We start from the raw sequence: 23,707 nt of genomic DNA on the forward strand, positions 1-23,707 counted from the left end.
ACGGTACATATAGCGTTCCTACACGTCAATTTCCGTCTTCCCGTCCAGGCCCGGTGCGGCCGTCCCCGGACGGGTCTCGCCGCGGCCGAGCACGTCGCAGGTCCAGCCCGCGCCGCGCCAGCGGTCCAGGTCCAGGCCGGGCCTGCCGTCCACGAGCCGCGCCGACCGGACCCGCGCGGCCAGCGGGGCGGGGTCGACCGTGCCGAACTCCCGCCATTCGGTGAGGTGCAGGAGCGCGTCCGTCCCCTCGGCCGCGGCGGTCGCCGACTCCGCGTACTCCAGGCCGGGGAAGGTCTTGCGCGCGTTGTCCAGGGCCCGCGGGTCGTACACGACGACCTCGGCGCCGCGCTCGCGCAGGGCCGCGGCGACCGCGAGGGCGGGCGAGTCCCGGATGTCGTCCGTGCCCGGTTTGAAGGCCGCGCCCCACACGCCGACCCTGCGGCCGTCCAGAGTCCCGCCGCAGGCCCGCACCGTGAGCTCGACCAGGCGCTCGCGCCGCCGGACGTTGATGCCGTCCACCTCGCGCAGGAAGGCCAGCGCCCGGCCGGCCCCGACCTCCTCGGCACGAGCGGCGAAGCCGCGGATGTCCTTGGGCAGGCATCCCCCGCCGAACCCGAGGCCGGGCTGCAGGAACTGCCCGCCGATGCGGGAGTCGTGGGCCAGGGCGTCCGCGAGTTGCCACACGTCCGCGCCGACGGCCTCGCAGACCTCCGCCATGGCGTTGATGAAGGAGATCTTCGTGGCGAGGAAGGAGTTGGCCGCGGTCTTGATGAGTTCCGCGGTGGCCAGGTCGGTCTCCACGGTCGGCACCCCGGCGAGGACGAGCGCACGGTACACCTCGCGCAGGGCCCCGGCGGAACGGGTGTCGCCCTCGGCCCGTCCGATGACCAGGCGGTCGGGGCGCAACGTGTCCTCGACGGCGTGGCCCTCGCGCAGGAACTCCGGGCTCCAGGCGAGCGAGGCGTCCGCGCCCACCGGTGCCAGCCGCCGGAGCATGCCGGTCAGCGCCTCGGCGGTGCCGACCGGAACCGTCGACTTCCCCACCACCACGCAGGGGCGCCGCAGATGGGGGGCGAGTTCGCCCACCGCCGAGGTCAACTGCCGCAGGTCGGCCCGTCCGTCGGACCGCTGCGGGGTACCGACGGCCAGGAAGTGCAGCTCCCCGAACTCGGCCGCCTCGGCGTAGGAGTCGGTGAACCGCAGCCGGCCGTCGGCGACACCGCGCGCCAGGATCCGCGCGAGGCCGGGTTCGAAGAAGGGCGGCCGTCCCTCCGCGAGCGCGGCCGTCTTCTCCAGGTCGACGTCCACGCCGAGCACCTCGTGCCCGAGGTCGGCCATGCAGGCCGCGTGGGTGGCGCCCAGGTAGCCGCATCCGATGACGGTGATCCTCACGCGTACTCCAATTCTCGGGTGTGTGCGGGGCGGGGCACGGACTCAGCCGGACACCGTCAGCAGGGCCGTCACCAGCAGGGCGAAGCCGAGGACGATGTCGAGGGTTCGCCACTGGTGCCAGTGGATCCAGCGCTCGCGGACCGCGACGAGCCGCCGTTCCTCCGCCTCGTCGGGCGGCGGGACGGTGAGCAGACCGCCGGCGGCGGCCGGTGCGGCCGGTGCCGCTGCGGCCACCTGGTGCGCGATCGCCTTGTTGATGCGGACGTTGACCAGTTCGGACATCAGCGCCAGCGCGATGTTGCAGGCCAGCGCGAGACCGCGCAGCAGGCGCGCGGCCGGGTCCTGCGCGGTGAACAGCAGCAGCAGGGTCGCCCCGCCCGTCGTGAGGTTGACGGCGGGCATGTACCGCTCGATGCTGCGGTCCAGCGAGACGTGCAGCGACATCCACTCCGGCACGGGGAGCTGCCGGAACGTCGGGCACACCCCGTACAGGACCATGAGCAGTGCGCCCGCCTGGATTCCGGTGCCCAGCAGGCCCAGGAACGTCAGCAGTGAGCTCCACATCTTCGTCTCCTCTCGGCTTCGCGTCGGTGTCAGGCGGAGAGGTGGATCGACCGCAGGGCGGCGATCTCGGACATGCGCTGCTGCGCCAGCCGGTCGGCGGCGGTCGCCGGCGGGATGCCGTCGGCGACCGCCCGGCCGAGGACCGCGCGGGTGGTGTCGAAGATCCGGGCCGCCCGCGCCTTCGCCCGGGCGAACGCGAAGCCGTCGATCTCGTCGGCCACCTGGATCAGGCCGCCGGCGTTGGCCACGTAATCGGGGACGTACAGGATCCGGCGGTCGGAAAGGAGCTTCTGCACCCGTTCGGTGGCGAGCTGGTTGTTGGCCCCGCCGCAGACGATCTCGGCGCGCAGCTCCGACACGGTGGACTCGTCGAGGCATCCGCCCAGCGCGCAGGGGGCGTAGAGGTCGATATCTGCGCGGCGCAGCGCGTGCTCGTCGGCCACCGCGGTCACCTGCGGGTGTCGGGCGAGCACGGCGGCCACGGCGGCGCGGTCGGGGTCCGCGACCAGCACCGAGGCGCCGGCCTCGACGAGCCGGCCGACCAGGCGCCGGCCCACCTTGCCCACGCCCTCGACGCCGATCCGCCGTCCGGTCAGGTCCGCCTCGCCCCAGGTGTGTTCGGCGGCGGCCAGCATCGCCTGCAGCACCCCGTACGCGGTCAGCTCGGAGGAGTCGCCGGCCCCGCCCGCCTCCCGGCTGCGCCCGGTGACGTACCGCGACTCGCGGGCCACGACGTCCATGTCCCGTTCGGTGGTGCCGATGTCGCACGCGGTCACGTACCGTCCGCCGAGGGCCTGCACGAACCTGCCGTAGGCGCGCAGCAGCGCCTCCGTCTTGACGCGCTGGGGGTCTCCGATGATGACGGCCTTGCCACCGCCCAGATCCAGTCCGGCGACGGCGCTCTTGTAGGCCATCGCCCGGGACAGCCGCAGTACGTCGGTGAGCGCGGCCGTCTCGTCGCGGTAGGGGTAGAACCGGGTGCCGCCCAGAGCCGGGCCGAGCGCCGTCGAGTACACGGCGATGATGGCCCGCAGACCGCTGGTCTCGTCCTGGCAGAACACCACCTGCTCGTGACCGCTGCGCCGGGCGAACACGCCGTCGGCGTCGAGTTCCGGCAGGGGTGCGGTGATGACGTCGGTCATCGGGACACTCCTCCTCGTCGTTCCTCGGTGGGCACGGACGACGGCTCCCCGGCGGTGCCGGGTGCGGCGAGGACCAGCGCGCTGTTGAAGCCCCCGACGCCGCGGGCCACCACGAGTGCCGTGCGCAGCCGGGCCGGACGCACCGGCTCCACCACGAAGTTCAGGCCGTGTCCGGCCGACGCCGGGTCGAGGTGCACGGTGGGCGGTACGACCCCGTGGGTGAGGGCGAGGCAGGCCCAGGCCACGTCCAGCGGTGGGCCGCCCGAGTAGAGCCGTCCGACCATGGACTTCGGCGCGGTGACGAGGACCTCCCGCGCCCGGTCCCCGAAGACCGTGCGCAGGGCGCGCACCTCGGCGGCGTCGGCGTCGGCGACGCCCGCGGCGTCCGCGAAGACCACGTCGACGTCCTCGGGAGTCAGTCCCGATCGGCCGATCGCCTCGGACATCGCCCGGGCGAGCTGCCGCCCGTCCGGTGCGGGATCGTAGGGGTGGTACGCGTCGTGCGTGGCCGCGTGCCCCAGCACCTCCGCGTAGACGGAGGCGGACCGGGCCCGGGCCGCCGCCAGTTCCTCGACGACCAGCACGGCGCCGCCCTCCCCGGGGACGTAACCCGCCGCCGCGGCGTCGAACGGCCGGTAGCCCGCGGCCGGTTCGGACGCCCGGCTGAAACGGCCGAGGTCGTTCTGGCAGACCAGCGCGTACGGCGTGAGCGGGGCCTCGGTGCCGCCGGCCACGACCGCGACTCCGCCGCGCTCGATGTTCCGGCGGGCCTGCGCCAGGACGTCGAGGCCCCCGGCGCTGTCCGCGACGAGGACGCCGCAGCTGCCCTTGAGGCCGTGGCGGATGGAGATCTGCCCGGTGCTGGCCGCGTAGAACCACGCGATGGACTGGTAGGCGCTGACCGCGGACGGGTGCCGGGACCACAGGGCCTCGATCTCCCGCTGCCCGAACTCGTTGCCGCCGGAGGCGCTCGCGGTCACCACGGACACGTCGAACGGGTCCAGTGCGGCCGGGTCGAGCCCCGAGTCGCCGAGGGCGTAGTCGGCCGCGGCGAGGGCGAACCAGGTCCAGCGGTCGGTCTGCACGAGGAACTTGTTGCTGATGTGCTCGGCCGGGTCGAAGTCCTCGACCTGGCCGGCCAGCCGGATCGGCGAGGTGTCCGGGTAGCGGGTGAACGGCGAGATCCGGCACTGGCCCGCGAGTGTGGTCTTCCAGTGCTCGGCGACGCCGAGGCCCGTCGGCGCCACCACTCCGATGCCTGTGATCACCGCCCGGCGGCGGGCTTCGGTCGTCGCTGGCATGGGCGTCACAGCTCCTTCAGACGGGAGAAGACCATCGCGGACTGGAACCCGCCGAAGCCGCTGCCGACGGACAGGACGTGGTCGACGTGCGCCTCGCGTGCGGTCAGCGGGGTGTAGTCGAGATCGCACTCGGGATCCCGCGTGGTGAGGTTCGCGGTCGGCGGGATGGCGTCCCGGTCGATCACCAGCGCGCACGCGGCCATCTCCAGGGCGCCGATGGCCCCGAGGGAGTGCCCGATCATCGACTTGATGGAGCTGATGGGGATGCGGTACGCCGCTCCGTTCAGGCTGCGCTTGAACGCCCCGGTCTCGTGCCGGTCGTTCTGCTTGGTGCCCGAGCCGTGCGCGTTGATGTACCCGATGTCCTCGGGGTTCAGCCCGGCCTGGGCCATCGCCTCGTCGATGGACCGGCTCATCTCCACTCCGTCGGGGTGCAGGCCGGTCATGTGGTAGGCGTTGGCGTGGCTCGCGTAGCCGGTGACCTCGCAGTAGACGTGGGCCCCGCGCCGCCTGGCGTGCTCCAGCTCCTCCAGGACGAGCACCGCGCAGCCCTCTCCCATGACGAATCCCTGCCGGTCGGCGTCGAAGGGCCGGGAAGCGCCCTCGGGGTCGTCGTTGCGCGGGCTGGTGGCCCGGATGGCGTCGAAACAGGCGTACGAGATGGGAGAGATGGGCGATTCGCTGCCGCCGCAGAGCATCACGTCGACGGTGCCCTCCTCGATCTGCTGGGCGGCGAGGCCGATGGCGTCGATGCCCGAGGTGCAGCCCGTCGACACGACCGCCGACGGGCCGTGGGCGCCGTGCCTGATGGCCACTTCGGTGGCGACGGCGGAGGGCACGAAGACCGAGTACATGAACGGCATCGCGTACCGCCCGTCGACCTCCCACCGGCGGCCGTGGTCGCTGAGGACGACGTACTCGTCCTCCAGCCGCATGGTGGCGCCGACGGCGCTGCCGAGGAGCACTCCGGCGCGCTCGCCGTTCCAGGCACCGGTGTCCAGGCCGGCGTCGGACACCGCCTCGGACCCGGCCACGAGGGCGAACTGCCCGTAGCGGTCGTTGCGCCGGATCTCCTGCGGGGTCAGGCCCGCCACGACCGGGTCGAAGTCGGCCTCGGCCGCGACCTGGGAGCGGTACTCCGAGGCGTCGAAGAACGTCACCCGGCGGGTCGCCGGCTTCCCGCTGACGATCCTGGCCCAGAAGTCCTCGCGGGTACTGCCGCCGGGCGCCACGGCGCCGATGCCGGTGACGACGACCCTGCGCGGGCGGCGGGCGCCGTTGCCGGTCATACCGCGGCCCCCGCCTGCCACTCGGCCAGGGTCTCGGTGTCGACGTGCCCGAGGTCGGGCCTGGGCGCCAGCGGGCCGAGGAAGAACACCACGCGGACCGCGGCGTCCGACTCGTTGACGATGCGGTGCCGGGCGTTCCTGGGCACGAACACCGCCTGGTCGGCATCGACCGTCCGGCGCTCCTCGCCCAGGTCGACCCTGAGCCGCCCCTCCACCACGTGGATGAACTCCTCCGAGTACGGGTGGTAGTGCTCGGTGATCACCTCGCCGGGCTCCAGCCGCACGGTCCCGGAGAACCCGCAGGTCGTGCCGACGGTGCCGGGCGACAGCTGGGTGCGCAGGTCCGCGCCACGCCTGCGGTTGGCCGGCACGTCGCCGACGCCGACGACGCGGGAACGGCGCGCCTCCAGAGCGTGCTTGACGGCCTTCATCTGGATGGCGGTGTTGCGGTTCAGACGCTCCTGCATCGCCGTGTCGTCCACAGGTGCCTGCGGCTTCATCGTGAAGTCCTGCTGCCAGCGCATCCGGGTCCGGGCGTCGTCGACCGGCTCGTAGGTCCAGCGCAGGTGCATGTACTCGAAGAAGCCAGTCTCGATCCGCTGGGACCGCACCGTGCGGGTGGCGCGGTCCGTCTCGCGGCGCGACACCCACGACCAGACGTTCCCGTCCTCGTCCGGGTGCATCGTCAGCCGGAAGGTGACCGAGTCGGGTCCGGACTCCAGCACTTCCACGGCGGAGTACTCGGTGAACAGGTTCGGCCAGTTCCGGACGTCGTTGGTGATCTCCCAGACGAAGTCGAGGGGTGCGTCGACGACGATCTCGTTGTCCGTGTGTCCGGGCATGCTCCGGTTCACCGGCCCGTGGTGACGGGAGCGTCGCCGGCGACGGTCAGGCGGACCGCGTTGGGCGTGGCGTCGGCGGTGGTCTGCTCCTCGGCGTCCACGCCGGTGCGCTCCTTCAGCTTGGCGGCGAACTCGGCCCGCGCGAGCGAGTCCAGTTCGAGCTGTTCGAAGGTGCTGTCGAGGTCGGCGACGGTGAGGGAACGGTCGGCGCCGACGGCGAGCAGCATGCTGATCAGGTCCTGGTCGGAAACGGGGACACCCATGGGTGGTTCTCCTTTGGCGGAAACGGGGTGGGGTCGTGCTGCGGGTCCGGCTGCGGGTCCCGTCGAGGGGACCTGCCGTGGGCGCGGAAGGTGCGCTCAGCGGCCGGGCGGTGCGGCGAAGTCGAAGCCCTGGGCGAGGTGGCGCATGTTCTCCGGGGCGTCGGTGGCGATCCACCGCATCATGTCCTTGAGCATCTGCTTGGTCGGGGTGACGAAGCGTGCGTCGCGCTCGCGGAAGCCGAAGCCGGGCGCGACGAAGTCGGCGGTGGCGATGCGCTCCATGAGGTCGCGGCCGGCCTCCGTCGCGTCGAGCGTGCCCGCGTCGACCTGGTCGCAGAGCCGGACCATGTGGTCGAACAGCTCGCGGTAACCGGGCTGGTCCGGCCACCACAGACCGACGTTCGGCCCCTCCTCCAGCGCGCTGAACACGCTGTCGTCGCCGGTGCGTTCGTAGGCGTCGATGAGCCGTTCCAGGCGCAGGTTGCCCGGGACCCCGCCGTACGCCCACACGCGGAACACGGCGTTCCACAACTCGTAGTTCTCGAACGAGACGAAGGAGCTGTTGACCATCGCGTCGTTGAAGTCGAGCAGGCCCTGCTCCAGCCGTTCCACGAACGCGAACCGCTCCGTCGAGAAGTCGTCGTCCTTGAGCGCGGCGAGCAGCCGCCAGGACAGCGCGTTGATGACCTCCGCCGTGTTGGATATGCCACGGGAGAAGAGCGGGTCGAGGAATCCCGCCGCGTGCGACATCAGGCACCAGCGGTGACCGACCGTCCGCGACGAGGAATACTGCAGCCGGTCGGTCGACACCCATTCCCGTACCGGGCGGGCGTCGGCGAATATCCGCTCCACCGCCGGGAAACGGGCCGCGTGCCGGGCGAATTCCTCGCCGGGCGTCAGGTCGGCGGCTTTCGGATAGCGACGCTCGTCGAAGGTGAGGCCGACACTGACGAGCTGGTTACGGGAGCGCGGTTCGTTGTTGAAGGGAATGACCCAGAACCAGCCGCGCTCGAACATGTGGTGCATGGTCCCCTGGAACCACGGCACCGGGGGCATCTCCTCCAACGGCATGCGCAGGCATTCGTCGGTGGTCTTCACGCCCACCATGTGGGTGAACAGGGAACGGGAGTGGTGCTTGAACCGGGCCGGCTCCTCCCGCAGCCCCAGCTTCTGCGCGAGCGGCGAACGGAACCCGCTGGCGTCCACGAGGTAGCGCGCGGTGTGGCGCCTGCCGTCCTGGCCCACGACGGTCACCTGGTCGTCGCCGAACTCCACGTCGGTCACCCGGTAGCCCTGCCGGGCGGTGCAGCCGTAGCGCACGGCGGCGTAGAACAGGTAGGCGTCGCTGTCCTGCCGGAACAGGTGGCTCGACTGGTTCAGCTTGGCGGGGGCGTTGAACTGGTTCACCTCACGCGGGTCGGGCTCCTGTCCCTCGTGGTGCACCATGAACCCGAAGTGCCGCTTGATGCCGTTGGAGGTGCCCATCTCCTGGAGGCAGCTCTCGTAGGAGGTGAGCATCTCCAGCTCCGGAACGCCGTACCGGCGCGCCAGCAGCTTGAAGAGCACCAGGGTGTGCGGGGTGGTGGACTCGCCCACCGCGAACCGCGGATGCGTGCCGGCGTCGATCAGCAGGACCGACGCTCCGTTGCGGGCCAGAATGGCCCCGAGCGTGGAACCGGCGATTCCCGATCCCAGAATCACCACATCGAAATCAGAGTCGTTTTTCGTGGGGCCGCTGGACGACATTCAACCCTCCCCTTTCACTGGGTAAGAAATTACTGCCGAAACGAGTTCGGGCGCTTCCTCCGGGTGTCGGAATTCCGCCTCCTCCGAGGTGCGGAGTTCCATCTCCTCCGCACGGCCGATTTCCGGATCAGACGGGCGAGTCCTTGGGGATGACCCCTTCGTGCCACGGGACCGGCACGGAGTGCACCGCGGCACCGGTGCGCCGGGACACCTCGACGGCGAGCCTGCGCGCCCTGCGCCGGGCGGGGGAGAACCAGCCCGAGCGGCCGCTGTCCGGGATCAGGACGACGCCGGCGCCGACGGATCCGGCCAGGTACGGGATGTCCCGGGACACGTGGAACACCGGGACCAGGGTCCACGGCACGTCGGTGTCGTACAGGATCTCCGACAGGTCCATGTCGGTCCGCAGTTCGTAGTCGAACCACAGCTCGCCGTAGGGCAGTGCCACGGCGCCCGCGCTCATGGGCGGCGGCCACGGCATGACCAGGGCGAAGGTGAGGGTCCCGCCCCGGTCGCGGGTGTACGCCGCGGCGCTGCGCACCGTGGTCTCGCACAGCCGCTCCACCGGCAGCACCAGCACCACGTTGCGGCCGTCGCGGCAGGCCGGGAACAGGGCCGTGAGTTCCAGTCGGCTCATCACGTGGCCTCCGCCCGCCGGGCCAGGAACCGGTCCACGAACAGCGTCGAGTGCGTCCCGGCCAGGAACTCCGGCTGGGCGATCAGGTCGCGTACGAGGGGGATCGTGGTGGCCACCTGCCCGCTCTCCACCTGGAACTCGTCCAGCGCGCGGGTGAGCCGGGTGACGGCCCGCTCCCGCGTGGGCGCCCAGGCGATCACCTTGGCCAGCAGCGAGTCGTAGTGGGCGGGGACGGTGTCGCCCTCGGCGAAGCCGGAGTCGGTCCGGATGAACGGCCCGGCAGGCGGCCGGAACACGTCCAGCGTCCCGGGGGTCGGCCGGAACCCCTGTATGGGGTCCTCGGCGTTGATCCGGCACTCGATCGCGACCCCGCGCACCACGGTGTCGTCCTGGGTGAGGGTGAGCGGCTCCCCGGCCGCGACCCGGATCTGCTCGGCGACGATGTCGATGCCGGTGGCCATCTCCGTCACCGGATGCTCGACCTGGATACGGCCGTTGATCTCCATGAAGGTCAGCCGGCCGGCCTCGTCGGCGAGGAACTCCACGGTTCCGGCACCGCTGTAGCCCACCGCGCGGGCGGCGGCGACGGCGTACCGGCCGATCTCCTCCCGCTGCGCGGCGGACAGCCTGGGCGACGGCGTCTCCTCGACCAGTTTCTGCCGGCGCCGCTGCAGGGAGCAGTCGCGCTCGCCCAGGTGCAGGACGGCGCCCCGGCCGTCGCACAGGATCTGCGCCTCGACGTGGGCCGCCGCGGGCAGATACCGCTCCACATAGACGTTCGGGTCGCCGAACAGAGCCTGGGCCGTCGCCCGGGTCTCCCGGAAGACCGTCGGCAGGTCGTCCGGTTCGTGCACGACCGCGATACCGCGGCCGCCACCGCCCGCCGCCGCCTTGATCACGAGCGGGAAGCCGATCGCGTCGGCGACCTCCCGGGCCTCGGCGAGGGTGGCGACGGTGCCCTCGGAGCCCGGCAGCACCGGCAGCCCCGCTCCGGCCATCAGGCCGCGCACCGTCGCCTTGTCGGCGATGCGGTGCATGACCTCGGGGGGCGGGCCGATGAAGGTGATGCCGTTGTCCTGGCACACCTCGGCGAAGTCGGCGTCCTCGGACAGGAACCCGTATCCGGGATGGATCGCGTCGGCCCCGCACTTCAGTGCCGCCTCGATGACGTTCGGCACGTCGAGGTAGCTGCGCTTGGCCGGCGGCGGGCCGATGTGCACGGCCTCGTCCGCGAACCGCACCACCGCGGACCGCACGTCCGCCGTGGAGTACACGGCGGCACTGGCCACTCCCAGCTCCCGGCAGGCACGGGCGACGCGCAGCGCGATCTCGCCCCGGTTGGCGATCAGGATCTTGCGGAACATGACACCCCCAGCCCTGTCTCAGGTCTCGTCCGGCTCGATGCGCAGGAGTGCCTGCCCGTACTCCACGGCCATGGCGTCCTCGGCCAGGACCTCGGCCACCACCCCGTCCCACTCGGAGGCGACGTGGTTCATCAGCTTCATCGCCTCGACGATCCCGATCGTCTGGCCGGCCACGACCCGGTCGCCCGCCTCGACGAACGGCCGGGCTCCGGGCTCGGGGGCGCGGTAGAACGTGCCGACCAGCGGGGCCGTGACCGTCCGGCCCGGCGCGGGCGGCGGCCCGGCGGCCGGGGCCGGCCCGGCCGGCTCCGCGGGCGCGGCCGGCGGTGCGGCGGGGTCGGGGGTCCAGACGACCTCCAGCTGTGCCTCCCCGACCCGCCCGGTCACCGCGGTGGGCGTGCCGGGCAGGTCGCGGACCAGCCTGCCGATCTCCTCGCGCAGCAGTTTCAGCCGCTGCTCGTCACGGTCCTGGGCGGGGTCGGGCAGCAGGATCCTGCTCGCCGCCGCGCCGTTCGCCGCCGTCCGGTCAGTCATCGTGACCACCTGTCCGCGCGGACGCGGTGCCGAGCCGCCGGAACCGCTCGTACCGGGACCGCGCCGGTTCGCCGGGGCGGTCGGCGGGTGGTCCGTCCAGGGCCCGGACGATCGCGTGCCGCAGGGTCGCCGCCATGACGGCGGGCGCCGCCTGCGCCCCGCCGGGGGGCTCGGGCAGTACGGCGTCCACCACGCCGAGCCGCAGCAGTTCGGGCGCGGTCAGCCGGAGCGCCTCGGCCACCTGGGCGGCGTGCGAGGGGTCACCGAAGAGGATGGTCGAGCAGCTCTCCGGGCTGATGACGGAGTAACAGGCGTTCTCCAGCATGAGCACCCGGTCGGCCACGGCGAGGGCCAGCGCACCGCCGCTGCCGCCCTCGCCGAGGATCACCGATACGACGGGGACGGCCAGTTCGGCCATGCCGAGGATCGACTCGGCGATCGCCCAGGCCTGTCCGCGCTCCTCGGCGCCGAGCCCCGGGAAGGCGCCCTGGGTGTCGACGAGGGTGACGACGGGGATGCCGAGCCGGTCGGCGAGCCGCATCAGCCGCAGGGCCTTGCGATAGCCCTCCGGCTGGGGCATGCCGAAGTTACGGCGGACCAGTTCCTGGGTGTCGTGGCCCTTCTGGTGGCCGATCAGCATGACGGTGCGCCCGCCGACGGCCGCCAGGCCGCCGACCACGGAGGGATCGTCGGCGTAGAGGCGGTCGCCGTGCAGTTCCACGAAGTCGTCGGCGATCATGCCGATGTGGTCCAGCGTGGTGGGCCGCCGCGGGTCGCGTGCGGTGCGCACGGTGTCCCAGGCGGGCCGGGCGGCGAGGGCCTCGGGGTCGGTCAGCGGCTCCGCGTCCGCCGGGGCCGCCGGGACGTCGTCCGTCGCGGGGTCGCCGGCCAGCAGTGCCAGCAGCCGGCCGAGCAGGCCGCGCAGCCCGGCGCGCGGCTCGACACGGTCGAGCATGCCGTGTTCGAGGAGGTGTTCGGCGCGCTGGAATCCCTCCGGAAGCCGCTTCCCGGTGGCCTTGGCGATCACTTCGGGACCGGCGAAGCCGATGGCGGCGCCGGACTCCGCGACGAGGATGTCGCCGAGCGTGGCGAACGACGCGGTGACCCCGCCGTACGTGGGGTCGGTCAGCAGGCAGATGCTGGGCACGCCGTGGCGGCGCAGCCTGGCGAAGGCCTGGCTGGTCTTGGCCATCTGCATCAGCGAGACGGCCCCCTCCTGCATCCGGGCCCCGCCCGAGGCGGTGACCACCAGCAGCGGGATCCTCAGGTCGAGGGCCCTCTCGGCGGCCTCGGTGACGGCCTCTCCGACGGCGGCGCCCATGCTGCCGCCCATGAACGCGAAGTCCATGACGGCGACCGCGACGGGCCGGCCGGCGATCTCGCCGGTGCCGCTGAGCACGGCGTCGTCGAGCCCCGTCCGCTCCCGGGCGGCGCGCAGCCGGTCCCCGTAGGGCCGGGAGTCGGTGAAACCGAGGACGTCCACGCTGCGGTGGCGGGTGTCGGCCGGGGTGAACGAACCGGGGTCCAGCAGTTGGTCGAGGCGGTCCGCGGCGCTGAGCCGGCCGTGGTGTCCGCACTCGCGGCACACTCCCAGGTCCCGGCGCAGCCGCGGCAGGTAGGCGGGTCTGCCGCAGCCCCGGCAGCGGGCCCATTTCGGCTCGTCGACCGGGAGGAGGACCGGCGGTTCGGCGGTGGTGGTCATCGGCGTCCCCCGCTGTCCGGGGTCCACTGGTAGAACTCGACGGCGAGGGCGTCGCCGGGGCTCTTCCAGGAGTCCGGGTCGTAGGGATCGACCAGCGGGCGCAGCCGGCGGCTGAGTTCCTGGAAGTCCTCCCGGCCGGCGGCCTCGCGCAGCGCCGAGCGGTGGTCCCCCTCGAATTCGACGTAGTGGAAGTAGAGGTCCCGGTACCCGAACAGGTGCCTGCGCCGGACACCGAGAATGTCGGGCAGCGGGCCGGAATCGGATTCTGCGAACAGCTTGGCGATGTGCTCGGCGTTCTCCGGATGCATCCGGGCGACAATGAGCGCGCGGTCTGGCATGCGACCCCCTCGGTCCGATTCTCGTTCTCTGGATTGGGAAAAACTAATTTCCTGTCCCGCTCCTGTCGCCCGCCCGGGTGATGAATCGACGTGTCCGACGGGGGACGGTTCGTCTCCCCCGTGCGACGGAGAAAGGACGACCGGGCGCGGCAGGAGCGGGGAATTCCGCCTCACCCGTCGGCGAGTGCTTCGAGGCGCTCCACCACCGCGGAGACGGGAGGCAGCCGACGGAAGTCGTCGCGCACCAGGGAGACCGCCTCGGCGTACCCGGAGTCGTCGATCACGGTGCGGACGGCCTTGCGCACCGCGTCCGGGGTCAGGGCGGCGGGGTCCAGCGACGGCGCCGGCGGGGTGTACACGTTGGCGAGGTTCACGCCGAGTCCCAGATTGGCCAGGTGCATGCTGACCACCGGCTGGTCGGCGCCCATCGGCAGGAAGCACAGCGGCACGCCGGCGGCGAGGGCGACGAGGATGGAGCTGAAGCTGCCGTGGCTGAGGAACACGGCGCAGTGCGGCAGCAGGGCGCGGTGGTCGACGTAGGGGACCAGCCGGGTGTGGGACGGCACGGTGCCGTACTCGGCGGGGTCGGTGCCCCGGCCGATGGAGACGACGAGCCGCACCGGCTCGTCGGCCAGCGCCTCCAGGACGGTCCGGTGCACGGCGCGGGCGGCCGGAGTGCCGACGAAGGTCGTGCCCAGGGACAGGTGGACGAGCGGGGCCCCGTCGGCGCTGAGCCAGTCGGGAGCGGGGGGTGCCGGCTCGTCGAACATGTCGGGCCGGTAGCGGAACTCGTGGGCGAGCCGCTCGCCGTAGGGCAGGTCCAGGGTGCGCGGCTTGCGGTGCAGGTAGAGGTGGCTGAACATGCGGTGCAGCTGCGGGTCCTCGGGGAGCCGGTACTTGGCGGCCAGGGCCGCGATCGCCTCCCCGGCCATGGCCTGCATGACCGGCCGCGGGGTGCCCATCGCGGAGGCGGCGGCGGCCTGCGGCACGCCGAGCAGTTCGGCCGCGATCCAGCCGCCGAACTCCATGGCGTCCCACACGATCAGGTCGGGTTCGAAGTGGCGGGCGTGGGCCACCAGGTCGTCGACCATGCCCATGCCGGCGACCTCGGCGAACGCCCTGATCGGAGGCCCGGAGCTCTGGTGGAACTGCGGCAGGGACGTGGGGTCGGACTGGGACCAGTCCACCCCTGACGGCAGCAGCTCGATGCCCTCGCGGGTGAAGGCCGCCCCGAACGTCTCGGCGGTCGCCGCGGCGACCGTGTGTCCTGCCGTGCGCGCCGCCCGGACCAGCGGCAGCATCGCGTGGAAATGCGCGGTTCCCGGTACGCACGTGAAGAGGATTCGCATTCCGCCCCCTTTTTCTTCCGGTTTTCCTTCCGGATTCACCGGTGATTCTAGGGAGCCGTTTCCGAGGCCACTTCCTCCGGCCGCACCCGTCCACCACGGCACTGCGGCAGGAACACCTCCCCCCTACGGAGGAGAATTCTTCAGCCCTCTGCGGATGAGGCCCCGCCGTAATTCACCGGCTAGTCTCGCGACATGACTACAGATGTGTTCGCGCTCGATTCCGAAGTGGACGGCGACCATCTCCGGGCCGTCCTCGGGCAATTCGCCACGGGTGTCGCGGTGATCACCGTGCCGACCGGTCGGGGACCGGTCGGCATGACGGTCAACTCGTTCTGCTCGGTCTCCCTCACCCCGCCGGTCGTGCTGTTCTGCGTCCGGCACCAGTCGCAACTGCACGAACCCTTCTCGGCCGCCACCGCGTTCGCGGTGAACGTGCTGGCAGAGGGCCAGGAAGAGCTGTCCCGGCAGTTCGCCCGGCCGGGGTACGACCGGTTCGGCGCGGTGCGCTGGCGCCCGGGCGTGACCCGGTCGCCGGTGCTGGGCGGGGCGCACGCGGTGCTGGAGTGCCTGACGCACCGGGTGCTGCCGACCGGCGACCACGACATCGTGCTCGGGAGGGTCGTCGCCGCCCATCCCCTGGGCTCCGGCCGGCCGCTGCTGTTCCACGCGGGCGGCTACCGCGAGCTCGCCTGAGCCGCGGCCGGGGGGCCCGAGGCCCCCCGGCCGGTCAGGCCGCGACGCGCGCGGATCCGTCAGGAGCCCGCACCGTCCGTTCGATCAGGCTGAGCGCGGGTGCCGTCATCACGGTCGACACCAGCGTCATCATCACGAGCATCGCGAACACCGTCGAGTCGATCACGCCCAGGTCCAACCCGACGCTGAGCACGACGAGTTCGGTCAGTCCCCGGCAGTTCAGCAACGCGCCGAGGGACAGCGCGTGCCGCCGGTCGACCCCGGCCGCGCGTGCCGCGACGGTGCTCCCCACGCCCTTGCCCAGCACCGCCACGCCGAGGGCCAGCAGGCACCAGCCCCACAGCCGCGGGTCCGAACCGAGCAGCCCGAACCTGGTGCGCAACCCGGTGGAGACGAAGAACAGCGGCAGCAGCAGCGTCGTGGTGAACGTCCGCACGGGTGTCATCGCCTGGTGCACGTTCCGCTCCCCGCGCGGTGTCACCACGCCGAGGAGGAACGCGCCGAAGATCGGATGCACGCCGATCTCCTCCGTGGCCAGGGCCGAGAGCAGCACCGCCGACAGCACGACCGGCAGCAGCACCCCCTGCGGCAGGCCGGAGCGGACCAGGCGGACCAGCAGCGGCCGGACGAACAGGAACATCACCAGGACGTAGGCCACCAGCAGCACCAGGGTGACGGCCACGCCGCCGAGCGAGGCGCTGGTCGCCAGGGCCACGACCACGGCCAGCAGGCACCAGGCCGCGACGTCGTTCAGGGCCGCGCACGCCAGCGCCATCGCCCCGAGCAGGGTCCGGTCCAGGCCCCGTTCGACCAGCAGACCTGCCAGCACCGGGAACGCGGTCACGCTCATGGAGACGGCGATGAACAGGGCGAACGTCAGCAGGGACACGCCGGGCGGCGCCAGCGCCCCGTACATCGCGGTGGCGAGCAGGACACCGCCGGCGAAGGGGATCGCCATGCTCGCCTGACTGACCGTCATCAGGGCCTCACCGCGGCCGCGCAACAGCCCGAGGTCCAGTTCGTACCCGACGAGGAACATGAACAGCACCAGCCCCACCTGGGCCAGGACGTTCAGCGCCGGGGCCAGGTACGGCGGGAACAGCCACGCGTACGCGGCGGGCCAGACCAGCCCCAGCAGCGAGGGGCCCAGCAGTACGCCGGCGAAGATCTCGCCGACCACCTGGGGCTGCCCGAGCCGGGCGAACAGCGCCGCGCACGCCCGGCACGCCAGCAGGATCACCGGCAGGACCATGAGCAGCTTGGGGATCGGATCGGGTCCGCTCGCGGCGGTCGGCTGGGCGACGCCGCCGCCCGCCCCCACGGACCGGGCGTGCAGCAGCAACAGCAGGGCCCCCGCCACCGGCAGGAGCACCAGCGCCCCCTGACGCAGGGCGATGCGGCCGAGCCGGGCGGAGCGCGCGGGCCGTGCGACGGCCCTGGTGTCAGCCACCGTCGGGCACCTCCTTCACCATGGGAAGGCCGGTCGCCCGCTCCGGACGGAACCCGACCGCGACGATCCGGGCCTTGGCGCGCTGCAGCGGACCGAGCCGGAACAGCGTGCGCAGCAGAGCCGGCGGCCGGCCCTCGGTCCGGCCCGCCAGCAGCGGCGTCACGAAGCGGTCCTGGATGGTCCGCTGCAACCGCTGGGTCAGCGCGGTCGGCAGCGACCGGCGCTTCTGCACGCGCGCGAGCAGGCGCTCGTCGACCCGGCCGGTGATCAGGGCCGGGGCCAGGATGCGCGCCGCGGCGACCGCGTCCTGGACGGCGAGGTTGATGCCGACACCACCGACCACGGACATCGCGTGCGCCGCGTCGCCGATGGCGAGGAACCCGTCGCGGTACCACCGCTCCGCCCGGTCCAGCCGTACGTCCAGCTCGTGCACGTCGTCCCAGGAGGTGATCTCCGCGGTACGGCCGCCGAGCCACGGGATCAGCGTCTCGATCCGCCGACGGAACTGGTCGAGGCCGGCGGCGTCGGACCAGGCGTCCGCGGTTCCCTTGGGAATGACGTAGGCGGCCTGCCAGTAGTCACCGCGGTGGATCATCGCCACCATGCTGCCCCGGCTCAGCCGTGCGAAGGTGCGGGCGGGATCGGTGTCCTTCCTGGTCAGCCGGAACCACAGCAGATCCATCGGCGTCCCGAACTCCCGTACCGGCAGGCCCGCGTCCGCGCGCAGCACGGAGCGCCGCCCGTCGGCGGCCACCGTCAGCGGGGCGCGCAGCTCGCGTTCCGTGCCGTCCTGCACGTAGCGCACCCCGGCGATCCGGCCGTCCGCTTCGATCAGGCCGGTCGCCCGCGCGTTCATCTCGATCCGGAACCAGGGGTACCGGCGGGCCTGCGACGTGACGAAGTCGAGGAGGTCCCACTGGGGCATGTAGGCGATGAAGGGGTACTTGATGCGCAGGTCGGAGAAGTCGGCGAGGGGCATCTCGCCGTCGTCGGTCACCGCCAGCACCGACGACTCGCGCTGGTGCGGGATGGCCAGGAACTCGGCGCCCACTCCCAGGTCGTCCATGATCTGGAGGGTCGACGCGTGCACGGTGTCGCCGCGGAAGTCGCGCCGGAAGTCGGCGTACTTCTCCAGGACGACCACCTCGACGCCGGCGCGGGCCAGCAGCCAGCCGAGCACGACCCCGGCCGGCCCGCCCCCGGCGATCACGCATCCTGTCTCTTCCGCCGTCCCGGGGTTCATGTCGTCCCCACCTCGACCTCCCTGTGTCCGTCCTTGTGTTCCTCGGCCCCGAGGGACCGCAACGCGGGCCTGTGCAGCAGGAGTACGAGGGCCGCGCCCAGCAGGGCGGCGAGGTTGATGCCGACGAGCGCGGCGCGCGCCCCCCATGCCTGCGCGAGCCAGCCGACCAGTGGGGCGCCGATGGTGGTGGTGCCCATGGTGAGCATCATGAACAGCGCCATGACCCGCCCGCGCATCTCCGGTGCCGATCTCAGTTGCAGGCTGGAGTTGGCGGCGGTGATGAAGGTCAGCTGCGCGACGCCCACGGGTACCAGCGCCACGGCGAACCACGCGTAGCCCGGCATGAGACCGGACACCAGGTTCGCCGCGGCGAACGCGGGCGCGCTGGCCGCGACGAACCGCAGCGGCACCGCCTTGCGGCGCGCCGCCAGCGCCGCTCCGGCCAGCGAGCCGACCGCCACCACCGAGCCCAGCAGGCCGTACTCCCGGGCCCCGCGGCCGAACTCCTTGGTCGCCATGAGGGCGTTGGTGATCTGTGTGTTCGCCGACAGGGTCCCGACGAACGCGGTGACGCCCAGGACCAGCCGGATCCCCGGATCCCGCACCGCGTAGCGCAGCCCGTCGACGATCATCGAAAGCCCGCCCCGTTCGGCCGGGACCTCGTGGAGTCCGGCCGGGTCCATCCGCAGCAGCGCGGTGACGGGCGAGAGCACCGTCGCGGCGGCGATCAGGAACACCGGCCCGGTCCCCGTGGCGGCGATCAGGGCGCCGGCCAGCCCGGGGCCGACCAGCCTGGCGGCATGGAAGGATCCGCCGGACAGGCCGACCACACTGGGCACCTCCTCGCGGGTCACCAGCTCCAGCACGAAGGCCTGCACGGTGGGTTGGAACACCGCGTTGACGAGCCCCAGGAGCAGGGCGATCAGATAGACGTGCCAGGTGCGCACCGCCCCGCCGAGGACCAGTGCGGCCAGCACGACCCCGCACACCCCCGCCACCAGCTGCGTCCACAGCAGCAGGCGGCGCCGGGGGAACCGGTCGGCGAGCATGCCGCCCACCGGCCCCACCAGCAGGATGGGCAGGAACTGCAGGCCGGTGACGGTGCCCAGAGCGGTCCCGGACTTGCCGGTGAGTTCGAGGACCAGCCAGTCCTGGGCCGTCCGCTGCATCCAGGTACCGATGTTCGCGACGGACAACCCGATGAGCCACATGCGGTAGTTGCGGTTGCGCAGCGCGGGCAGCATACGGCGTCACCCGCCGACCGGCTGGAGCGCGCGCGGCCCGGCGGCGGCCGAGCGCATCCACTCGACCTGGCGCCGCAGCCCGGTGCGCAGATCGACGGTGGGCCCGTAGGCGAGCAGCTTCGCCGCGGCGGTCAGGTCGGCGTGGGTGCTGCGCGCGTCTCCGTCGGCGGCCGGCCCGTGCTCGTACACCACGGGCCGTCCCACCACCTCGCCGACGAGCCGGATGAGCTCCAGCACGGTGACGGGCTTGCCGCTGCCGGTGTTGACGGCGACCGCCCGCGCGTCCGCGTCGGCGGCGAGCAGGTTCGCCCGCACCGCGTCGGACACGAAGGTGAAGTCGCGGCGCTGCAACCCGTCCCCGTACACGGTGAACGGCCGGCCCGTGAACGCGGACTCGATCATCCGGGTGATGGCCATGTCCGCGCGCTGCCTGGGCCCGTACACCGTGAAGTAGCGCAGGGCCACCATGCTGGTGACCGCGCCCGGCCGGCGGGCGTGGGCCAGGGCGAGCTGTTCGGTCATCAGCTTGCTCGCGCCGTACGGCGACAGCGGGGCAGGCAGCCTCGACTCCGCCGTGGCACCGTCCTCCGCGCCGCCGTAGACGCTGGAGGACGACGAGACCACCGCGCGCCGGACACCCGCGCGGCCCGCCGCGTCGAGCAGGCGGTGGGTGCCCAGCACGTTGCTGTCGGCGTACTCGGCGAAGTCCTCGCCCCACGAGGCCCGCACCCCGGGCCGCGCGGCCAGGTGGAACACCGTGTCCGCGCCGTACAGCAGGGGCTCCAGCTCGGCGGTGGCCAGATCGGCGCGCACCAGCACGAACCGCGGGTCGGGGCGCAGTGCGCGCAGGTTGCGGGCGCACACCTCGGCCGGGTGGCCGCGCAGGTGGTCGACACCGGTCACCAGCCAGCCGGCCGCCAGCAGCGCCTCGCACAGGTGGGAGCCGATGAACCCGGCGGCGCCGGTGACGACGGCCCTGCGCCCGGCGGGGGCCGTCGTCGTACCGCTGTCGGCGGATGTCACGGCCTGGCCTCGGTACCGGCGCGGTCGACGGCGATCTCGTGGATCACGCGCTCGACGGGACCCGCCCAGAACGGGCGCAGCGGGACGGTGTTCTCCCGGTGGATCGGCGCGTCCTCCCAGGCGAGGAACTTCTCGGTGCTCTCCCAGTGCCCGAGCAGGGTGTAGCGGTCGGGGTCCTCGCTGTGCCGCAGCAGCTGCTCGCCGAGGTGGCCGGGGGTGCCGCCGACCTTGGCGCGCACCTCCTCGAAGGCCCGCTCGAACTCGTGCGACGTGCCGGGCTTGATACGCGCCGACACCATGACGTAGACGCTCATGAGGCCTCCTTGTGTTCGACGATGTCGAGGACGTCCATCCGCACCGTGGTGCGCATGGCGCGCAGTCCCGCGGTCGCGGTGTCCTGTCGTTCGCTGGTCTCGAAACGGTGGTAGGTGGCGCGGTCGGACCAGTCGGAGGTGATCACGTAGGTGATCTCATCGGGACCCTGCCGACGGCACAGCGTCTGGCGCAGGCAGCCTGCCTGGTGCTGGATCCAGGCGGCCACGGCCGCCCATTCCCGCTCGAAGGCTTCGGCGGCCTGCGGCGACACCGTCATGGTCAGGACGGCGCGCACCGTACGCGCGTCGCCCATCAGATGCCTCCGTCGACGACGATCGTCTGGCCGGAGACGAACCGGGCGCCCTCCCCGGCGAGGAACACCACCACGTCGGCGACGTCCTCCGGGGTGCCCAGTCGGCCCAGGGCGGCCAGTGCCTCGTACCGCTTGCGCACCTCTCCGGTCAGCCCCGCCGCCTGGTCGGTCTCGATGATCCCCGGGGCCACCACGTTGGCCCGGATGCCGCGCGGTCCGGCCTCCTTGCACAGGGAGCGGGTGAAGCCGTAGATCGCCGCCTTGGACGCGGTGTAGTGGGTGCGCGCGACCATGCCGATCATGGCGACGGCGGAGGCGATGTTGATGACGGAACCGCCCTCCCCCATCGCGGGCAGCGCCGCCTTGGTCACCTCGAAGGTGCCGCGCAGGTTCGTGTCGAGTACGCGGCTCCACTCGTCCCCGTCGAGTTCGTCGAGGGTGCGGTGGCTGACGACGCCCGCGTTGTTGACGAGGACGTCGAGACCGCCGAGCGCCTCGGTGGCGGCCGTGACGAGCGAGCGGCACTGGGCGGGGTCGGCCACGTCGGCGGCGTGCACGACATGGTCGCCGCCGTACTGCCCGAGGTCGGTGCGCAGGGCGGCGGCCGCCTCGCCGTCGCTGCGGCCGCAGGTGTGCACGGTGGCGCCCCGCGCGGCGAAGGCCAGCACGATGGAGCGTCCTATGCCGCGCGTGCCGCCCGTGACGAGCACGCGTTTTCCTTTCAGATCACTGTCCATTCCGCGACTCCTGTTCTCCGGTCAGGAAACCGGCGTGGGCGAGGACTGCAGGCCGTACAGCTCAAGGGCGTTGCGGTGCGCGACGCGCTCCAGGTCGCCGGCGGCCAGACCGGCTTCGGTCACCAGGCGCAGCGTGGGTTCGAGCGCCTCCATCAGGGGCGGTGCGTCGGTGCCGAACAGGACCCGGTCCGGGCCGAGCACCGCCAGGTTGGCCGCGAGGTTGTGCGGGCTGGGGCAGGAGGTGTCCACGTGGATGCGGCGCAGTCCCTCGCTGGGGAGGAACTCGGGTTCGCCGCCGCCCCGCGGTACGGCGGCGAGGTCGAGTTTCTCGGCGAGCTGGGCGACGGCACCGCCGCCCGCGGCCGCCACCAGCACCAGGCCGGGGTACTTCTGCGGTACGCCGGCGCGCAGCAGGGCGGCCAGTCCGGCGGTGACGTCGTTGAACCGCCCGACGTGCTCCACCATGCCGAAGTCGCCGAGGCTCGCGGCGCCGACCGGCCGAGCCGGCGGGTGCAGCAGCACGGGCACGGCCAGTTCGCCCGCCATGGCGAAGAACTGCTCGGCGCGCGGTGAGCTCAGGTACTCGTCGTTGACACTGGAGTTGACGACGAAGCCCACGAACCGCCAGTCCTTCATCAGCTCCTGCGCCTGGGACAGCATGCGCTCGTCGCCCGTCGGGTCCAGGTAGGCGTAGGTGCGCAGGGACTGCGGGTACCGGTCGACCAGTTCGGCCATGAGTTCGTTGTGGGCCCGTACCTGGTCCGCGGTCTGCCGGTAGTTGTCGACGTCCGGCAGGGGCAGCATCACGCCCGCCCCCACCGGGCTGCCGATCACGGTGAGCTCGATGCCCAGCCCCCGTTTGCGGGCGATGACGGCCTCCGGGTCACGCAGACTCGGCGGACCGCCGCCCTTCTCACCGGGCGGGCTGAGATGGCCGTGGATGTCGATGAACATCGGCGCTCACAGCCGGTCGAGCCGCGGCGCGCCGGGCGGGGCCGACATCAGGGTGGTGGTGAACTCCAGCTTGCCGAGCACCGGCACCGTCGCGCCGTACATGCCGTCGGCGCCCGGGCCGACCAGGAAGTCGATGACGTCGGCGACGGCGGACGGCTTGGTCGCCTGCTCGAAGTTCATGTGCGGCCGCTGTTCGCGCGCCCGCTCGGTGTCGGCCATCGTCATCACGACCGTGTGCGCGTGCACGCCCCGGCCCTTGACCTCGTGGGACAGGGACTTCACCCAGGCCTGGAGCGCGGCCTTGGCGGCGGCGTACGCGCCGAAGCCGGGGAACGGCTCGGTCGCGAGCACCGAGCTGAGGAAGATCAGGTGGCCGCCCCCCTCCAGCTGCGGCAGCACCGCCTGGGTGGCCGCCACCGCGGACAGCACGTTGGCCCGGTACATGCGCTGGTAGGCGTCGAGGTCGGTGAGCATGACGGGGCCGATGTGGAACCCGCCGACGAGATGGATCAGCCCGTCGACGCGGCCGAACCGGTCGATCGTCTCGGAGACGGCCTGCCGGGCCCGCAGCGGCTCCGTCGTGTCGGCCACGACGGTGGCGATCCGGTCGCCGGCGTCGACCGACTCGGCGATCTCCTTCAGGCGGGCCTCGTTGCGGGCGGCCAGCATCAGCCGGTGACCGGAGGCGGCCAGCCGCGCCGTCACCGCCTCGCCCATGTCGCCGGTGGGGCCGGTGACCAGGAACACGCGTGCGTCGCTCATGCCGGCTTCACCGCGCCGTAGCCCTCGGGGACGCGGGTGGTGACCGTGCGCATCATGGCGCGGGCGAAGAACTCCTTGGCGCCCTGCGGGTTGGACATGTCCCGCCGGTCCTCCTCGACCAGGTACTTGTCCAGCTCCTGTTCCACGTACTGGATGCTGGGGTCCTGCGAGAGGTGGGCCATCACCTTGCGGAAGTCACCCTCGAACTCGATCATCCGCACGATCTGCTGGTCCTTCATGAACACCGAGGTGCTCAGCAGCCGGGTCTCGGCGTCGATCTCCGGGTTCGGCGGGTCGTAACTGGCCAGCAGGTTGGCGACGTCCTCCTCCGTACCGGGGCGAACCCGGAACGTGACGGCATAGCGCTGCATGTCTCCTCCTGAGACGAGTGGTGACGAGACGGGTGGTGACGAGACGGGTGGTGCGGAAGGGGGATCCGGCGAGTCGTCCGGGTCCGGACCTCAAGTGCACTGGATACAAGGGGAGTTGACCCGGTACGTGCATCGCGGA

25 protein-coding genes are annotated in these 23,707 nt (G+C 72.3%); 1 reads left to right on the plus strand and 24 read right to left on the minus strand.

Going from position 1 to position 23,707, the window contains the following annotated elements:
- Positions 1-18 precede the first annotated feature (18 nt).
- The 14 genes from ACZ3KP_RS09300 to ACZ3KP_RS09365 form a co-directional block, all read right to left on the minus strand.
- On the minus strand, positions 19-1,392 hold the full coding sequence (locus ACZ3KP_RS09300) for a UDP-glucose dehydrogenase family protein (protein WP_467497751.1): 1,374 nt from the start codon (positions 1,390-1,392) through the stop codon (positions 19-21).
- Between the two features lie 42 nt (positions 1,393-1,434).
- Entirely contained in the window at positions 1,435-1,956 is a 522-nt protein-coding gene (locus tag ACZ3KP_RS09305) for an anthrone oxygenase family protein (RefSeq protein WP_467497753.1), read from the minus strand.
- A 29-nt stretch (positions 1,957-1,985) separates the two neighbouring features.
- Positions 1,986-3,098: a Glu/Leu/Phe/Val family dehydrogenase gene (locus ACZ3KP_RS09310; RefSeq protein WP_358984127.1), complete on the minus strand. Its 1,113-nt coding sequence runs from the start codon at positions 3,096-3,098 to the stop codon at positions 1,986-1,988.
- The gene (locus ACZ3KP_RS09315) at positions 3,095-4,399 is read right to left on the minus strand and encodes a beta-ketoacyl synthase N-terminal-like domain-containing protein (RefSeq protein WP_467497755.1); all 1,305 of its coding nucleotides are present in this window, start codon (positions 4,397-4,399) and stop codon (positions 3,095-3,097) included. The genes ACZ3KP_RS09310 and ACZ3KP_RS09315 overlap by 4 nt, the downstream gene beginning before the upstream one ends.
- A 5-nt stretch (positions 4,400-4,404) precedes the next feature.
- A complete protein-coding gene (locus tag ACZ3KP_RS09320) occupies positions 4,405-5,688 on the minus strand; it encodes a beta-ketoacyl-[acyl-carrier-protein] synthase family protein (protein ID WP_358984121.1) in 1,284 nt (427 codons plus the stop codon).
- Positions 5,685-6,530, minus strand: coding sequence for a cupin domain-containing protein (locus tag ACZ3KP_RS09325; protein ID WP_467497757.1), 846 nt, complete (start codon positions 6,528-6,530; stop codon positions 5,685-5,687). Before ACZ3KP_RS09325 ends, ACZ3KP_RS09320 begins: the two co-directional genes overlap by 4 nt.
- Before the next feature lie 8 nt (positions 6,531-6,538).
- The gene (locus ACZ3KP_RS09330) at positions 6,539-6,793 is read right to left on the minus strand and encodes an acyl carrier protein (RefSeq protein ID WP_360567588.1); all 255 of its coding nucleotides are present in this window, start codon (positions 6,791-6,793) and stop codon (positions 6,539-6,541) included.
- 96 nt (positions 6,794-6,889) lie between these two features.
- Positions 6,890-8,497: an NAD(P)/FAD-dependent oxidoreductase gene (locus ACZ3KP_RS09335; RefSeq protein WP_358984112.1), complete on the minus strand. Its 1,608-nt coding sequence runs from the start codon at positions 8,495-8,497 to the stop codon at positions 6,890-6,892.
- 169 nt (positions 8,498-8,666) lie between these two features.
- Entirely contained in the window at positions 8,667-9,176 is a 510-nt protein-coding gene (locus ACZ3KP_RS09340) for a hypothetical protein (RefSeq protein WP_358984109.1), read from the minus strand.
- On the minus strand, positions 9,176-10,540 hold the full coding sequence (locus ACZ3KP_RS09345) for an acetyl-CoA carboxylase biotin carboxylase subunit (RefSeq protein WP_467497761.1): 1,365 nt from the start codon (positions 10,538-10,540) through the stop codon (positions 9,176-9,178). The genes ACZ3KP_RS09340 and ACZ3KP_RS09345 overlap by 1 nt, the downstream gene beginning before the upstream one ends.
- An 18-nt stretch (positions 10,541-10,558) precedes the next feature.
- The gene (locus ACZ3KP_RS09350; protein WP_358984103.1) at positions 10,559-11,074 is read right to left on the minus strand and encodes an acetyl-CoA carboxylase biotin carboxyl carrier protein; all 516 of its coding nucleotides are present in this window, start codon (positions 11,072-11,074) and stop codon (positions 10,559-10,561) included.
- Positions 11,067-12,776 (minus strand): acetyl-CoA carboxylase carboxyltransferase subunit alpha, encoded by a 1,710-nt coding sequence (locus tag ACZ3KP_RS09355; protein ID WP_467497763.1) that lies wholly within the window; start codon positions 12,774-12,776, stop codon positions 11,067-11,069. Before ACZ3KP_RS09355 ends, ACZ3KP_RS09350 begins: the two co-directional genes overlap by 8 nt.
- A complete protein-coding gene (locus ACZ3KP_RS09360) occupies positions 12,773-13,114 on the minus strand; it encodes a TcmI family type II polyketide cyclase (protein ID WP_358984097.1) in 342 nt (113 codons plus the stop codon). The genes ACZ3KP_RS09355 and ACZ3KP_RS09360 overlap by 4 nt, the downstream gene beginning before the upstream one ends.
- Before the next feature lie 170 nt (positions 13,115-13,284).
- On the minus strand, positions 13,285-14,463 hold the full coding sequence (locus ACZ3KP_RS09365) for a glycosyltransferase (protein ID WP_467497766.1): 1,179 nt from the start codon (positions 14,461-14,463) through the stop codon (positions 13,285-13,287).
- A 192-nt stretch (positions 14,464-14,655) separates the two neighbouring features.
- Between ACZ3KP_RS09365 and ACZ3KP_RS09370 the strand changes: the two genes are divergently transcribed.
- On the plus strand, positions 14,656-15,156 hold the full coding sequence (locus ACZ3KP_RS09370) for a flavin reductase family protein (RefSeq protein WP_358984091.1): 501 nt from the start codon (positions 14,656-14,658) through the stop codon (positions 15,154-15,156).
- A 34-nt stretch (positions 15,157-15,190) separates the two neighbouring features.
- Here the strand turns inward: ACZ3KP_RS09370 and ACZ3KP_RS09375 are convergent, their stop codons facing one another.
- From ACZ3KP_RS09375 to ACZ3KP_RS09420, 10 genes are read right to left on the minus strand one after another with little or no spacing between them, the layout of a single operon-like run.
- On the minus strand, positions 15,191-16,606 hold the full coding sequence (locus ACZ3KP_RS09375) for a cation:proton antiporter (protein ID WP_467497768.1): 1,416 nt from the start codon (positions 16,604-16,606) through the stop codon (positions 15,191-15,193).
- Complete coding sequence (locus ACZ3KP_RS09380; protein WP_467497770.1) at positions 16,599-17,849, minus strand: FAD-dependent oxidoreductase; 1,251 nt, start codon at positions 17,847-17,849, stop codon at positions 16,599-16,601. The genes ACZ3KP_RS09375 and ACZ3KP_RS09380 overlap by 8 nt, the downstream gene beginning before the upstream one ends.
- A complete protein-coding gene (locus ACZ3KP_RS09385) occupies positions 17,846-19,093 on the minus strand; it encodes an MFS transporter (RefSeq protein ID WP_467497772.1) in 1,248 nt (415 codons plus the stop codon). Before ACZ3KP_RS09385 ends, ACZ3KP_RS09380 begins: the two co-directional genes overlap by 4 nt.
- A gap of 6 nt (positions 19,094-19,099) precedes the next feature.
- A complete protein-coding gene (locus ACZ3KP_RS09390; protein WP_467497774.1) occupies positions 19,100-20,116 on the minus strand; it encodes an NAD-dependent epimerase/dehydratase family protein in 1,017 nt (338 codons plus the stop codon).
- Complete coding sequence (locus tag ACZ3KP_RS09395; protein ID WP_467497776.1) at positions 20,113-20,430, minus strand: antibiotic biosynthesis monooxygenase family protein; 318 nt, start codon at positions 20,428-20,430, stop codon at positions 20,113-20,115. The genes ACZ3KP_RS09390 and ACZ3KP_RS09395 overlap by 4 nt, the downstream gene beginning before the upstream one ends.
- Complete coding sequence (locus ACZ3KP_RS09400) at positions 20,427-20,744, minus strand: antibiotic biosynthesis monooxygenase family protein (protein ID WP_358984074.1); 318 nt, start codon at positions 20,742-20,744, stop codon at positions 20,427-20,429. The genes ACZ3KP_RS09395 and ACZ3KP_RS09400 overlap by 4 nt, the downstream gene beginning before the upstream one ends.
- Positions 20,744-21,454 (minus strand): SDR family NAD(P)-dependent oxidoreductase, encoded by a 711-nt coding sequence (locus ACZ3KP_RS09405; RefSeq protein WP_467497778.1) that lies wholly within the window; start codon positions 21,452-21,454, stop codon positions 20,744-20,746. Before ACZ3KP_RS09405 ends, ACZ3KP_RS09400 begins: the two co-directional genes overlap by 1 nt.
- 48 nt (positions 21,455-21,502) lie before the next feature.
- Complete coding sequence (locus ACZ3KP_RS09410; RefSeq protein ID WP_467497779.1) at positions 21,503-22,435, minus strand: amidohydrolase family protein; 933 nt, start codon at positions 22,433-22,435, stop codon at positions 21,503-21,505.
- Positions 22,436-22,441: 6 nt separating this feature from the next.
- Positions 22,442-23,197 carry an SDR family oxidoreductase gene (locus ACZ3KP_RS09415; RefSeq protein ID WP_358984065.1) on the minus strand — a complete coding sequence of 252 codons (756 nt, stop codon included), beginning with the start codon at positions 23,195-23,197 and terminating at the stop codon, positions 22,442-22,444.
- A complete protein-coding gene (locus ACZ3KP_RS09420; protein WP_132888619.1) occupies positions 23,194-23,568 on the minus strand; it encodes a TcmI family type II polyketide cyclase in 375 nt (124 codons plus the stop codon). Before ACZ3KP_RS09420 ends, ACZ3KP_RS09415 begins: the two co-directional genes overlap by 4 nt.
- Positions 23,569-23,707: the final 139 nt, after the last annotated feature.

The sequence above is a fragment of the Streptomyces sp. NPDC020958 genome, from assembly GCF_055562175.1.

Excerpts from the sequence above, each read along its gene's own strand:
- ACZ3KP_RS09305 (WP_467497753.1), bottom strand. The coding sequence starts at position 1,956 with ATGTGGAGCTCACTGCTGACGTTCCTGGGCCTGCTGGGCACCGGAATC.
- ACZ3KP_RS09310 (WP_358984127.1), bottom strand. The coding sequence starts at position 3,098 with ATGACCGACGTCATCACCGCACCCCTGCCGGAACTCGACGCCGACGGC.
- ACZ3KP_RS09315 (WP_467497755.1), bottom strand. The coding sequence starts at position 4,399 with ATGCCAGCGACGACCGAAGCCCGCCGCCGGGCGGTGATCACAGGCATC.
- ACZ3KP_RS09320 (WP_358984121.1), bottom strand. The coding sequence starts at position 5,688 with ATGACCGGCAACGGCGCCCGCCGCCCGCGCAGGGTCGTCGTCACCGGC.
- ACZ3KP_RS09325 (WP_467497757.1), bottom strand. The coding sequence starts at position 6,530 with ATGCCCGGACACACGGACAACGAGATCGTCGTCGACGCACCCCTCGAC.
- ACZ3KP_RS09330 (WP_360567588.1), bottom strand. The coding sequence starts at position 6,793 with ATGGGTGTCCCCGTTTCCGACCAGGACCTGATCAGCATGCTGCTCGCC.
- ACZ3KP_RS09340 (WP_358984109.1), bottom strand. The coding sequence starts at position 9,176 with ATGAGCCGACTGGAACTCACGGCCCTGTTCCCGGCCTGCCGCGACGGC.
- ACZ3KP_RS09345 (WP_467497761.1), bottom strand. The coding sequence starts at position 10,540 with ATGTTCCGCAAGATCCTGATCGCCAACCGGGGCGAGATCGCGCTGCGC.
- ACZ3KP_RS09350 (WP_358984103.1), bottom strand. The coding sequence starts at position 11,074 with ATGACTGACCGGACGGCGGCGAACGGCGCGGCGGCGAGCAGGATCCTG.
- ACZ3KP_RS09355 (WP_467497763.1), bottom strand. The coding sequence starts at position 12,776 with ATGACCACCACCGCCGAACCGCCGGTCCTCCTCCCGGTCGACGAGCCG.
- ACZ3KP_RS09360 (WP_358984097.1), bottom strand. The coding sequence starts at position 13,114 with ATGCCAGACCGCGCGCTCATTGTCGCCCGGATGCATCCGGAGAACGCC.
- ACZ3KP_RS09365 (WP_467497766.1), bottom strand. The coding sequence starts at position 14,463 with ATGCGAATCCTCTTCACGTGCGTACCGGGAACCGCGCATTTCCACGCG.
- ACZ3KP_RS09370 (WP_358984091.1), top strand. The coding sequence starts at position 14,656 with ATGACTACAGATGTGTTCGCGCTCGATTCCGAAGTGGACGGCGACCAT.
- ACZ3KP_RS09380 (WP_467497770.1), bottom strand. The coding sequence starts at position 17,849 with ATGAACCCCGGGACGGCGGAAGAGACAGGATGCGTGATCGCCGGGGGC.
- ACZ3KP_RS09385 (WP_467497772.1), bottom strand. The coding sequence starts at position 19,093 with ATGCTGCCCGCGCTGCGCAACCGCAACTACCGCATGTGGCTCATCGGG.
- ACZ3KP_RS09395 (WP_467497776.1), bottom strand. The coding sequence starts at position 20,430 with ATGAGCGTCTACGTCATGGTGTCGGCGCGTATCAAGCCCGGCACGTCG.
- ACZ3KP_RS09400 (WP_358984074.1), bottom strand. The coding sequence starts at position 20,744 with ATGGGCGACGCGCGTACGGTGCGCGCCGTCCTGACCATGACGGTGTCG.
- ACZ3KP_RS09410 (WP_467497779.1), bottom strand. The coding sequence starts at position 22,435 with ATGTTCATCGACATCCACGGCCATCTCAGCCCGCCCGGTGAGAAGGGC.
- ACZ3KP_RS09415 (WP_358984065.1), bottom strand. The coding sequence starts at position 23,197 with ATGAGCGACGCACGCGTGTTCCTGGTCACCGGCCCCACCGGCGACATG.
- ACZ3KP_RS09420 (WP_132888619.1), bottom strand. The coding sequence starts at position 23,568 with ATGCAGCGCTATGCCGTCACGTTCCGGGTTCGCCCCGGTACGGAGGAG.